Here is an 11,752-nt window from a genome sequence, read left to right as displayed (position 1 = left end):
GCCGGTGCGCGGCGGCGCGTCGGCGCGCCGGGTGGGCGGCTCGGCGGGGCGGCGCGGCGGCGGTTCGGCCGGTCGGCGGTTGGGCGGGGGAGCCACCACCTGTCTGCGGCCGGTGGTGTCCGGCGAACGCGGCGGCTCCTGGCGGCGTTGCGGTTCGGCCGGACGCCGGGGCGGTTCGGCCTGGCGTTGCACGGTCGGGTCCGCGGGTGGGGTGCGCCGGTTGTCGGGACTCGGCGCTGCGGGGGCCTGCGCGGGTCGCCGCCGGCGGCCGGTGCGTTCGTTGTCGACCTTCTCGACCAGATCCTGCACGGTGAGCGGGGCAGCGCCGGGATCGGCGGAGGCGTCGGTATGCCGGGATCGCCGCGCGGTCCGCGAACCGTCGCGTTCGGTGTCATCCGCCGTGGGATAGCGCTCCCACGGGGCGCGATCTCCGGGCCGTGGCGAACGCCCGTGCCGATCGTCACCCACCAACGAACCTCGCTTTTCGTCTACGTCGCCGCCTCGGGCCGTACTCGACCGGCTTGACCGATTCCGCAATGATAACGATTCCGCCACAGCGGGCCACCCGAGTGCGAAACAGGCTCCCCGTCGAGAGTATCACGATTTAGCCCGACCGGCCGGTCTTTGTCTACTTCCGTTGTGTCTCTTCGCTTGTCCGCAGCGGGATGCGCGTGGCCTCTCGCGGTCTGCTCGCCCAGTTCAGGCGGGTTCAGCCACCGCTGTGCATCACGTCGGCGCCGTGCGGGACCGCGGGATCCGCCGGGTCGTCCAACCAGCCGTGCGGCAGCGCGACTTTGCCGGGGGAACCCTGTCTACCGCGCGGGCCCTCGGCGTCCTTCGGGAACGGGGCCGTCGGATCGAGCTGGCCCACAAGGTCTTCCAGCTCGGTGAGCCGCGACACGGTGGCGAAGGCGCGGCGCAGGTCGGCGCCCACCGGGAAGCCCATCAGGTACCAGGCCATGTGCTTGCGCAGGTCGCGCATCGCTTTGTCCTCGCCGAGGTGTTCCGACAGCAGCGCACCGTGCCGGTACAGCACCTCGCCGACCCGGCCCAGGTTCGGCGGCGCGGGCAGCGGCTCGCCGCGCAATGCGGCCTGCAGCTCCGCGAACAACCAGGGCCGTCCGAGGCAGCCGCGACCGACTACCACACCATCGCAGCCGGTTTCGTCCATCATGCGCACGGCGTCGGCGGCCGAGAAGATATCGCCGTTGCCGAGCACCGGAATCGTGGTGACGGCTTCCTTCAGCCGGGCGATGGCCGTCCAGTCCGCCTGGCCGGAGTAGCGCTGTGCGGCGGTCCTGGCGTGCAGTGCAACCGCTTTCGCCCCCTCGGCCTCGGCGATCCGCCCGGCGTCCAGGTAGGTCAGGTGCTCGTCGTCGATGCCGATGCGGAACTTCACCGTCACCGGCACGCCCGCCGGCTCGGCGGCGCGCACCATGGCCTGCACGATCCGGCTGAACAGCGCGCGCTTGTACGGCAGCGCGGCGCCGCCGCCGAGCCGGGTGACCTTGGGCACCGGGCAGCCGAAATTCATATCGATGTGATCGGCCCAGCCCTCGCCGACGATGATTCGCACGGCCTCACTGAGGGTGGCCGGGTCCACACCGTAGAGCTGCATCGAGCGCGGCGACTCGTCCGCGTCGAAGGACATCATGTCCAGCGTCTTCTCGTTGCGCTCGACCACCGCCCTGGCGGTGATCATCTCGCAGACATAGATCGAGGTCGGGCTACCGAATTCGCGGCACAGCTTGCGGAACGCCAGATTCGTGATGCCCGCCATCGGCGCGAGCACCACCGCCGGATCGACCGGATACGGCCCGATCCGCAGTGCACTCGTCGCCTCGGTAGTCATCGTCACGCCGTCCAGTGTCTCATTTCCGCACGTGAGCGGCCTGGTCGGGTCGTTTTCGCTGCTCGGGTCGGTTGCTGCGGGCCCGCGCCCGGCGGTGACGAGCGGGCGCCGACGCCGGTTGTGCCGCATGTCACAGTCGTGCGCGCCCGCCGGCTGCTGCGCTGGCGGACATGGACGCGGGATCAGCCGAGATCCGGCAGCCGGTCCGCCAGATCGGCGAGTTCCCACGGCCCGCTCGTCTCGATGGTCGCGGCGGCGGTCCAGCCGGCGAGCACCGAGATGGCACCGCCCTGAACCGCGAAGACCTTGACGGTGATCGGGCACTTCTCCTGGGCGAGATAGGCGACGATGGGTGAGATGTTCTCCGGCGCAAAGGCATCGAACTGGCCCGCCGGCACCTCCTCGGCGAACATCGCGCCCATGCCCGGTGTGGCCAGCGTGAGCCGGGTGCGGGCGACGGGCGCGATCGCGTTGGCGCGCACGCCGTATCGCTCCAGCTCGAGCGCGGCGACCTGGGTCAGCGCGGCGATGCCCGCCTTGGCCGCGCCGTAGTTGGCCTGGCCGGGGTTCGGCATGAAGGTGCCCGAGGCCGAGGCGGTGTTGATCACGGATGCGGCGACCGGCCGGCCCGCCTTCGACTCCGCCTTCCAATACGCGGCGGCGTGGTGCAGCACCGCGAAGTGCCCCTTCAGATGCACCGCGAGCACCGCGTCCCACTGTGTCTCGTCCATCGCGGCGATGAACGCGTCGCGCAGGATGCCCGCGTTGTTTACCAGGACGTGCAATCCGCCGAAGGCGTTGATCGCGTGGTCCACAAGGGCTTTCGCGCCCGCCCAGTCGGCGATGTTCGCGGTGTCGGCGACGGCGCGACCGCCCGCCGCGACGATCTCGTCGACCACCTGTTGCGCGGGACCGGCGTCGGCGCCGATGCCCTCGTTGTTGCCGCCGAGGTCGTTGACCACGACGGCGGCGCCTTGCGCGGCCAGCAGCAGCGCGTGCGCGCGGCCGATGCCGCGGCCCGCGCCGGTGACGATCGCGACGCGTCCGTCCAGCGAACCCATGTCGTTCCTTTCGATGCGGGTGATCCGGTCAGGCGAGCAGGCCGGCGAGGCCCGCCATGCCGGTGCCGGAGAACTTCGTGGTGTGGGGCGTCGTAGTCGACGACAGTGAGGGTGATGGTGTTGGCCATCCCCATGATGGAAAGCACCTCGGTCATGGTCGCGCCCGCAGACAGCCGCGCGGGCGGCAGCTCTTTCCACTTCGTGTGCACCGTCAGCCGCTCTTCGAAGCGGTGCGGGTCGGTCAGCACCGGCCACACCCGGTCCGGTGCGACGGGAAACCCCTTGGATACCTTGGCAAGTGCCATTTGGGTACGTCGTTTCAGCGCTCGGCAGGCCGGTAGGCAGTGACGATGGCGGCCCGGCCGAGGCCGATATTGTGCGCGAGAGCGACTTTCGCGCCCGCGACCTGTCTGGCTGCCGCGTCGCCGCGCAGCTGCCAGGTGAGTTCGGCGCATTGCGCGAGTCCGGTGGCACCGAGCGGATGTCCCTTGGAGATGAGCCCGCCCGAGGGATTGACCACCCAGCGCCCGCCGTAGGTCGTGTCCGCGGCGTCGACCAGCTTGTGCCCCTCGCCCTCGCCACACAGGCCGAGCGCTTCATAGGTGAGCAACTCGTTGGGGGAGAAGCAGTCGTGCAACTCGATCACGTCGAGATCGTCGGGCCCGATATCGGCCTGCGCGTACACCTTTCGGGCCGCGGCGGCGGTCATGTCGACGCCGACCAGCGACCGTGCCGTTTTCGTGGCGAAGCTGGATTCGAGGTCGGTCACCATGGCCTGCCCGACGATCTCGACCGCGCGAGCGCCGAGATCGTGCTCGTCGACGAAGCGTTCGCTCGCGAGCACCGCCGCCCCGGAACCGTCGGAGGTCGGCGAGCACTGCAATCTGGTCAGCCCGAGCGGCTCGTACACCATCTTGGCCGCGGTGATCTCGTCGAGCGTGTACACGTTCTGGAACTGCGCGTACGGGTTGTTCGCGGAGTGCCGGTGGTTCTTCTCAGCGATCTTCGCGAAATGCGTTCGGGTGGAGCCGTATCGCTCCATGTGTTCTACCCCGGCCGCACCGAACATCCACGGCGCCACCGGCATCGCGAAGTCCCGTAGCTGCGCCAGGGCCTCGATGTGACGGAGCAGCGGCTGTTCCCGATCGGTGAAACCCGCCTCCAGCGAACCCGATTGCATCTTCTCGAAGCCGAGCGCCATGGCGCAGTCGGCCTCGCCGCCGCGAATCGCTTTGGCCGCCAAGAAGAGCGCAGAGGAACCGGTGGAGCAGTTGTTGTTCACGTTGACCACCGGCAGCCCGGTGAGCCCGAGCTCGTAGATGGCGCGCTGTCCGCTGGTCGAGTCGCCGTAGACGTAGCCGACGTACGCCTCGGCCACCTGGTCGTAGCGAATGCCGGCATCCGTGAGCGCGTGCTCGCCCGCCTCCCGTGCCATTGCCGGGTAGTCCCACCCTTCGCGGCGGCCCGGCTTCTCGAACTTCGTCATGCCGACACCGATGACGAAGACTCTGCTTGTCATGTCGTTTCCTCTTGTGTGTGCGCGAATTCGGCGAGTCCGTCCTGGATGACGAACTTGCCGCGGTCGGAGCGGGTTTCGAAGACGTAGCGGCCGCGCCCGGCCGGCCAGGCCGAGGTGGTGCTGGTCTGGCCGGGCCGAGTGGGCGAACTCAGCCGCACCGCAGGTCTTTTCAGCCGGGCCGGGGTATCCGGGCCGACCCGGGTGAGCAGCGCGTGCGAGACGAACGCGATGGTGCACAGGCCGTGCACGATGATGCCTGGCAGGCCCACCGCCTTGGCGAAATCGTCGTCGAGGTGAATCGGCATCGGATCGCCCGCCGCCTCGGCGTGGCGGAAGGTCTGGTCGGCGTCGAATGTCTGTGCCGCGGTCCAGTCCGGTGCCCGGTTGCGCAACTGCTCGCGGGTCACCTCGACGGTGTCGGTCGCGCCCCAGTTACCGAGCCGCGCGAGGTCGAAATCCGTCCCGTCGGTCTGCTGTCCCCGCATTCGGCCTCCTGGTCGTTGCTCGACAACCCACGCTAGGAACCCGGGCGCGCGGCCGGAATGACCCTGCTGCGCGCGTTCCGTGACCGCCGCGCTCAGCACATCCGGGCTGGTAGGTTCGCTTCGACCGGTGACGCAGGAGGTGTGGGTGACGGCCAGGACGGTGCCGATCGACTTCGTACGGGCCGCCGTCGCCACTGCCACCCGGCAGGGGGTGGACATCGAGCAATTGCTCGGCGGCGTCGGGGTGGCGCCGGAGTTGCTCGCCCAGGATCGCGCCCGTGTGACCGTCGATCAGGTGGCCGCGACCGTACGTGAACTCTGGCGGATCAGCGACGACGAATTGTTCGGTCTCGGCCCGGCACCGCTGCCGCGCGGATCGATCCGGTTGGTGGGCTTCGGACTGATCGGTTGCGCGGACCTCGGGGCCGCGATCGAGCGGTTCTTCGAATATCGGCGCCTGCTGCCCGGCCTGCCGCCGATGACGATGACCACCGCTGACGCGAACACCCGCTTCACCCTCGACACCCAGGAGGTGGCCGAGGGCAACGAGTTATTGACCACGTTCCTGCTCGCCGGGGTGCATCGGACGATCGCCTGGGGGATCGGCCGCCGAGTTCCGTTGCGGCAGGTCGATTTCCCCTATCCGCAGCCGCGCAACCTGGACGACTACGCGCTCGTCTTCGACGCTCCGCTCGTTTTCGACGCGCCCATCGCGGCGCTCACCTTCGCCAGTGACCTGCTCGCGGCGCCGATCACCCGCACCGAGGACGAGCTGATCGCCTGGACCCGCAACGCGCCCACCGATGTGCTCTCGCGTCGCGAATACGGCAGTTCGCCGGCCGAGCAGGTGCGCCGGATTCTCGCCCGCGGGCTGCGCGGTGACCGGATCGGGGGCGAGCGCTGGCCGAGCGCGGACGAGGTGGCCAAGCGGCTCGCCATGAGCCCACAGACGGTGCGGCGCAAGCTCGCTGAGGAAGCCACCTCGATCACCCAGATCCGCGAGGACATCCTGCGTGACGCCGCGGTGGCCAGTCTGGTGCGGGGTGAGGAGACGGTCGAGGCGCTCTCGGCTCGGCTCGGCTTCTCCGAACCCAGTGCTTTCCGGCGCGCGTTCCGCCGCTGGACCGGCAGCCCGCCCGGTTCCTACCGCGGCGCCGCCGCCAACGCTGAACGGTTGCGGGACAGCGGTTCTCGCGGGCGGGCGCCCGCTACTGATCGCGCAGCCGACGGTGGTAGCGCTCCCTGACCTCCGGGTCGGGCTGCGCGTAAGCCGTTGTCGCTCCGGTGATTCGCGCGACGACCAGCTGGGCGCGATAGGGCAGCAATTGCGCGGTCTTGATGATCGCGGCCAACCTGCGCGGCACCGTCACCAACGGCTTCTCCTTCGCCACCGTGCGCACGATCGCCTGCGCGACATCGGCGGGATCCACCGTGGTCATCGGCTCGATCCAGTTCGGCATGTTCGCGCCCGCGGACAGTTCGGTGCGCACGATGCCCGGCAGCACCGCCGAGACGTGCACGCCGTGCTCCTTCATCTCCAGGTGCAGCGCCGCGGTGAAGCCCACCACCGCGTGCTTGGTCGCACAGTAGGTGGCCAGTCCGGGAAAGCCCTGGGTCCCGGCCAGCGACGCGATATTGATGAGGTGGCCGCTGCCGCGGGCCAGGAAACGCTGGGTGGCCAGCCGGGATCCGTGGATCACGCCGCGCAGGTTGATGTCGAGGATCCGGTCCGTCATCGCCTCGTCCTCGTCGGCGAACAATCCGGTCGGCATGATGCCCGCGTTGTTGACCAGCACGTCCAACGGCCCGAGTGCCTTTTCGAGCGCGTCGAGGAATGCGGCGAACGATTCGCGGTCGGTGACGTTCAACGGCAGGCCCACGATCGTGGCGCCCGGATCGGCGCCGAGTTCGGCCGCGGTCTTGGCGACCAGCTCCACGTCGATATCGCCGATCGCCACCGCGGCACCCGCGCCGAGAAACGCTTCCGCGGTGGCCCGGCCGATCCCGCGGGCGCCGCCGGTGATCGCGACGACCTTTCCGGCGAGCGAGACCTCGCCCTTCGGTGCACTGGTCATGTTCCCGGCCTTCCTCTTTCGTGAACGTTCGAGCACGCACCGGCCTGCGCACGCCCGGGGCGAAGGTGTGGCGCGCTGTTCTCAGTGTCGGCCTTTCCGGCCTGCCGGTCGGCGGATTCGTCCGATCACGGTGCGGCCGAACAGTGCTCGGAGCCGGGCGCGCGCAAGTCCGTGCCGGTGCTGGGCGGGGAGCGAAATCATCGGACGGTCGGGGTAATCGCCTGCCGAAATATTGCGAGCGCGCGACCGCCATTTCCGTCGATTAGTCGGCCGGTGCGGCACATCGAATACCACCACGATGCCTGGGTGCTACCGCATGGGTTTCTGACCAGGGCAATGTCCCAACGCGAATGCGGGCCGCGCGGAAACCACCGGGTTTGTGCGCAGCGGGGAATGTCGGCGAGGCCGCGCGGAGAATGTTCGACGCAATAAACCTTCGAACTCGATAAATGCGGTGCGCGAAGTTAGCCGGACAAAAGCGCGCCGCCGCCCGGATTCCGGGCGGCGGCGTGAGATCTGTTGCGCTGGATCAGCTGGCGGTGCTTGCCATCTGGCGTTCGGCCTTCGCGGCCTCGCGGGCCAGCATGCGGTCGCGCTGCTCCTCGAACTTCAGCACGTCCTTGCCGAGCTTGTCCAGGAACAGGCCGAGCCGCTCGCGGACCGCCTCGCCGCGCGCGGTGAAGTCGGTGCGGTCGAAGATGTTCCACTTCTTCAGCACCGGCTGCACCACCTCTTCGAGGTGCTGGCGCAGGTCGTAGATGCCGTGCTTGGCCATCAGGACGCCGTTACGGCGGAAGTTCGGCATACCGGCGCCGGGCATCTGGAAGTTCTCCAGGATCAACGTGATCGCCTCGATCGCCTGATCCGGCGACAGGTCCAGGGCGGCGCCGCACATGTTGCGGTAGAAGATCATGTGCAGGTTCTCGTCGGCCGCGACGCGCTGCAGCATGCGATCGGCGATCGGGTCGTCGCAGACCTTGCCGGTGTTGCGGTGGCTCACCCGGGTGGCCAGTTCCTGGAAGGTCACGTACGCGACCGAGTGCAGGAAGCCCGCGTCGGCTTCGGCGGGGGAGGCGAAGCCGTTGGTCATGTGGATCATTCGCGCCTCTTCGAGCGCGACCGGGTCGACGCCGCGGGTGACCACCAGGTAGTCCCGCATCACGATGCCGTGCCGGTTCTCCTCGGCGGTCCACCGACCGACCCAGGTGCCCCACGCGCCGTCCTGCGAGAAGTTCTCGGCGATCTCGCGGTGGTACGACGGAAGGTTGTCTTCGGTCAGCAGATTGGTGATCATGGCCGCCTTCGCGACCTCGTTGAGCCGGGACTGCTCCGGATCCCAGTCGATACCCCCGAGTGCGGCGAAATTGCGGCCTTCATCCCACGGGACGTAGTCGTGCGGATGCCATTCCTTTGCCAGGGAGAGGTGCCGGTTGACGTTCTCTTCGGCAACCGGCTCCAACTCCGTCAGAAGCTCGAGTTGAGTCAGATCCCTTGCCATGTATGAACCCTTCAGTCTGTGCGTCCGGTCGTGCAGGTCATCCCCCCAAGGTAGACCGATGCCGTGCGGCCATACCTTACGGCACCGTAGGTGTGATGCGAAACGCATCCGAATGCCTGTTGACGCCCCGTGATGCACGTCATACGCCGTCGTCGGCGTTCGGTGGCCACCTCCGAGTGTATGGCGTCGGCCCGCAGCGAGGGGATTATCGCCGCGGGCCGACCGGTGTTAGCGCGGCGTGCTGCACCGCACACGCCGCCGTGTCGCGCATGTGCCGAGTGGTCAGCGCTTTCCGCCGAACAGGCCACCGAGCACATTGCCCAGTGCGCCGCCGGCGTTCTTGGCCAGCGCCTCGCCGATCGCGCCGCCGATGCCGCCGCTCTTACCGCTGCCGCCGAGCAGGCCGCCGAGGATGTCCCCGATGCCGCCACTGCCTGACTGGGTCTGCTGCGGCGCGGCGGCACCGCCGCCACCGGTCATCTGCTTGGCCAGGTAGGCGAGCACGATCGGGGCGAGAATCGGCATCAGCTTGGCGATCAGGTCGTTGCCGCCGGTGCCCTCGGTCGCGCCGAGCGCGCTGATCACCGTGTTCTTCTCGGTGCCGAAGACGTTCTCGACGATCTTCGAGCCGTCGTTCACGTCGACCTTGTCGATGTCGACCGTGCCCTCGCCCTCGACGAGTTCCCCGTGGTTGTCCAGCGCGTCGACCAGGGACGCCGCGCCTTCGGGTTTGGTCGCGTTCGCCTGCAGTCCGCCCAGCAGCGTCGGCAGGGCCGCGCTGACCGCCGCGGTCGCGGTGTTCTGGTCGACGCCGAGCTTCTCGGCGATCTGGGCGATAGGTACCTGGGAGAGCAAATCATCGAAGGAAGTCATCGGCTCCGCCTTGTCGAGGGACGACCCGGGTTTGTCCGGGTCGCGCTCACAGTAAGGGAAGCCTCGAGGCGAGTGTGGTGTATCCGCGCCGGGCGCGTTGGTCACACCGCCGACGGGTCCGCCAAACGAGAGCGGGCGCCCGGTGTGACCGGGCGCCCGACGTGTGCCCCCAGTAGGGCTCGAACCTACGACCTGCGGATTAAAAGTCCGTAGCTCTACCAACTGAGCTATAGGGGCGCGCTGGGCAGTGTAGTAGGCGCGGCGCGGATGGCCCAAATGGGGGAGCGGGGGGCGTGGCGGGTGCGCGAAGCCGCCCGACCGCGCGCGCGGGACAGTAGTGGGGACCCGACACCGAGAGCTGTTGCGGCGCCGAGTAACGCGCCGAGCTCGGCGGGCGATCTCGGCGGTAAACATTTGGCACCCAACTTTGTTCATTGCGGCCGGAATTGGCTACCATCCAATCATGTTGGCTAGCAATGTCTTTGGATTTGCCGGGGGTGCATGCCCCGAGCCCGTCGGGGCCGGCCCGGATGGTGAGCGGGTGGGCTGCGGGTGCCCGCCGGTGTTCCGGCCGGCCGGTCCACGCGGGTGAACGTTGCTGCGACGCTGGCGAATTGGGCGCCCATGCGCGCCCCCGCTCCAGGTTGCGCAATGTTTGCTGTAACAGTAAACCTGAGTAGTTGGTTACCTGACTCGTCGGTTTGCCGCGTGTCGGATGGGGTTTCCGGGTACGGTGACAACTTGATGAATTCCGGAAGAATCGCCGGCCTGTTCGGGGATTCGGAATTCGACTTATCGCTGATGTGCCCGAATCTGTCGCGACCGGTCCGGCCGATCGTGGCTTCCCTGGAGACGACGCCGCAGGAGGCAGATCCGAGACGAAGAAATGCCCGGGTGCGCACCCCCTGCAGCGCACCCGGGCAGGAAAACTATACCAGCTGGTGTGTTTCAGGTTTTTCGCAAGTTTTCGTACCGAAAGTTTGAAACTGGGCGAAAACCCGGTTTGAAGTATTGATAAAACTCATAACTTCGCGCCAAGGGCCCGTTCCTTTGGGGGTGGCTGTTTGGCGGCGAGTAGGCTTCGGAGGCGTTTCGAGCATGGCACGGCAGCAAGAGCGGGCCCGCCGGACACGTGCGGCGATTATCAGGTCCGCCGCCGTTGAGTTCGGGAAGAGCGGCTATGCCGCTGCATCGCTCAACCGCATATTGGAAGGGTCGCGTGCCACCAAGGGCGCCATGTACTTCCATTTCGATTCCAAGGAAGATCTCGCGCGCGCCGTCCTGGAGACGGCGGTCGAGCGCTACCGCGCCTCGGCCGAGCGTTGGCTCGCGCGAACGGATCTCGGACCCCTCGACATCCTGCACGGCATGATCGACGAGATGGCATTGCGGCTCGAGCACGACATCATCGTGCAGGCCGAATACCGGTTGATCATCGAACCCGACTTCTATCGGGACGTGCAGTCCGGTGGCGGGCGAATACTCGGGCGCGCCACCCGCGCGCTCGCCGTCCGCGCCATCGACCAAGGACAACTCCGGCCCGGCGCCGACGCCGATCGGTTCACCCGCACCCTCGTCGCCGCTCTGGCCGGCCAGCGCTACCTGGTCGACGCCCACGGCACCGGGATAGATCTGCGGACCCGATTCGAGGAAGCGCTCGAGGTGGTCATCGAGTCGATGGCCACCCCCGAATGGGCCGAGAAGTTCCACAACGACGGCTGGCGCACCCAAGCCCGCCTCGAAGAGCTCAGTTTGGGGCTTTGACCAGCCGGTTTGGTTAACGAGTCCGGTCTGTCATAAGCTAACCGGGCTCCCAACGGACAGCCGTTGAAGCCGGTTCCGGAGAAATCCGGAGACGAGCCCCCTTCGTCTAGCGGCCTAGGACGCCGCCCTTTCAAGGCGGTAGCGCGGGTTCGAATCCCGTAGGGGGTACGGTCTTCGGGTCGTTGGAAGCACAGCAAGGCCCTGTGGCGCAGTTGGTTAGCGCGCCGCCCTGTCACGGCGGAGGTCGCGGGTTCGAGTCCCGTCAGGGTCGCAAGTGAGCGCCGGAGCAATCCGGCGTTTCGCGTATGGCATTCAACTCGGGTGCCTGCGGCCAGGTAGCTCAGTTGGTACGAGCGTCCGCCTGAAAAGCGGAAGGTCGCCGGTTCGATCCCGGCCCTGGCCACTTCACTCGTAGGCGAGCCCTACCCGCGGAAGGCGCGGGTGGGGCTCGTTTCGTTCGTATCTTGTGGGGTGCAACCCCACACCCGCCCGGGGGCGTCCGCCCCCGGACCCCCGGCTTCCGTAGTTGGGCATTCCTCCCGTTGCCGGACTTCCTTCCGTTGCCGGGACTTCCTCCCGCAGCCGGACTCGATCCTGCCGGAGACTTCTCCCGCTGTCCGGCATC

9 protein-coding genes, 4 tRNA genes and 1 pseudogene are annotated in these 11,752 nt (G+C 68.1%); 5 read left to right on the top strand and 9 right to left on the bottom strand.

The features are described from left to right. The 5 genes and pseudogenes from NBRGI_RS45635 to NBRGI_RS33385 all read right to left on the bottom strand — a co-directional run. Positions 1–468, bottom strand: a pseudogene (locus tag NBRGI_RS45635) (LCP family protein); the annotation flags it as partial. Positions 469–709: 241 nt separating this feature from the next. Beyond that, on the bottom strand, positions 710–1,852 hold the full coding sequence (gene dusB, locus NBRGI_RS33400; RefSeq protein ID WP_029901165.1) for a tRNA dihydrouridine synthase DusB: 1,143 nt from the start codon (positions 1,850–1,852) through the stop codon (positions 710–712). 182 nt (positions 1,853–2,034) lie between these two features. Next, complete coding sequence (locus tag NBRGI_RS33395; protein ID WP_029901164.1) at positions 2,035–2,913, bottom strand: SDR family oxidoreductase; 879 nt, start codon at positions 2,911–2,913, stop codon at positions 2,035–2,037. A gap of 319 nt (positions 2,914–3,232) precedes the next feature. Next, positions 3,233–4,432 carry a lipid-transfer protein gene (locus NBRGI_RS33390; RefSeq protein WP_029901163.1) on the bottom strand — a complete coding sequence of 400 codons (1,200 nt, stop codon included), beginning with the start codon at positions 4,430–4,432 and terminating at the stop codon, positions 3,233–3,235. Beyond that, complete coding sequence (locus tag NBRGI_RS33385; RefSeq protein WP_235211179.1) at positions 4,429–4,917, bottom strand: MaoC/PaaZ C-terminal domain-containing protein; 489 nt, start codon at positions 4,915–4,917, stop codon at positions 4,429–4,431. The genes NBRGI_RS33390 and NBRGI_RS33385 overlap by 4 nt, the downstream gene beginning before the upstream one ends. A gap of 127 nt (positions 4,918–5,044) precedes the next feature. Between NBRGI_RS33385 and NBRGI_RS33380 the strand changes: the two genes are divergently transcribed. Continuing rightward, positions 5,045–6,163, top strand: coding sequence for an AraC family transcriptional regulator (locus NBRGI_RS33380; RefSeq protein WP_051728225.1), 1,119 nt, complete (start codon positions 5,045–5,047; stop codon positions 6,161–6,163). Here the strand turns inward: NBRGI_RS33380 and NBRGI_RS33375 are convergent. From NBRGI_RS33375 to NBRGI_RS33360, 4 genes are all read right to left on the bottom strand, one after another. Next, positions 6,126–6,992, bottom strand: a complete 867-nt coding sequence (locus NBRGI_RS33375) for an SDR family oxidoreductase (protein WP_029901160.1) — start codon at positions 6,990–6,992, stop codon at positions 6,126–6,128. The genes NBRGI_RS33380 and NBRGI_RS33375 overlap by 38 nt on opposite strands. Positions 6,993–7,521: 529 nt before the next feature. Continuing rightward, on the bottom strand, positions 7,522–8,490 hold the full coding sequence (locus tag NBRGI_RS33370; protein WP_029901159.1) for an acyl-ACP desaturase: 969 nt from the start codon (positions 8,488–8,490) through the stop codon (positions 7,522–7,524). A 282-nt stretch (positions 8,491–8,772) separates the two neighbouring features. Beyond that, complete coding sequence (locus tag NBRGI_RS33365) at positions 8,773–9,363, bottom strand: DUF937 domain-containing protein (protein WP_029901158.1); 591 nt, start codon at positions 9,361–9,363, stop codon at positions 8,773–8,775. A gap of 164 nt (positions 9,364–9,527) precedes the next feature. Next, a tRNA-Lys gene (locus tag NBRGI_RS33360) sits at positions 9,528–9,600 on the bottom strand. Positions 9,601–10,461: 861 nt separating this feature from the next. Here NBRGI_RS33360 and NBRGI_RS33355 point away from each other — a divergent pair. The 4 genes from NBRGI_RS33355 to NBRGI_RS33340 all read left to right on the top strand — a co-directional run bounded on the left by NBRGI_RS33355 (position 10,462) and on the right by NBRGI_RS33340 (position 11,530). Beyond that, positions 10,462–11,127, top strand: a complete 666-nt coding sequence (locus tag NBRGI_RS33355) for a TetR/AcrR family transcriptional regulator (protein ID WP_029901157.1) — start codon at positions 10,462–10,464, stop codon at positions 11,125–11,127. Between the two features lie 95 nt (positions 11,128–11,222). Continuing rightward, positions 11,223–11,295: transfer RNA gene (locus tag NBRGI_RS33350), tRNA-Glu, on the top strand. 29 nt (positions 11,296–11,324) lie between these two features. After that, positions 11,325–11,398: transfer RNA gene (locus NBRGI_RS33345), tRNA-Asp, on the top strand. A gap of 58 nt (positions 11,399–11,456) precedes the next feature. Beyond that, positions 11,457–11,530: transfer RNA gene (locus tag NBRGI_RS33340), tRNA-Phe, on the top strand. Positions 11,531–11,752: the final 222 nt, after the last annotated feature.

Origin of the sequence: Nocardia brasiliensis IFM 10847 (assembly GCF_000710915.1) — a bacterium.
GTDB lineage: Bacteria > Actinomycetota > Actinomycetes > Mycobacteriales > Mycobacteriaceae > Nocardia > Nocardia brasiliensis_A.
This window is presented reverse-complemented; position numbering and strand designations above follow the sequence as displayed.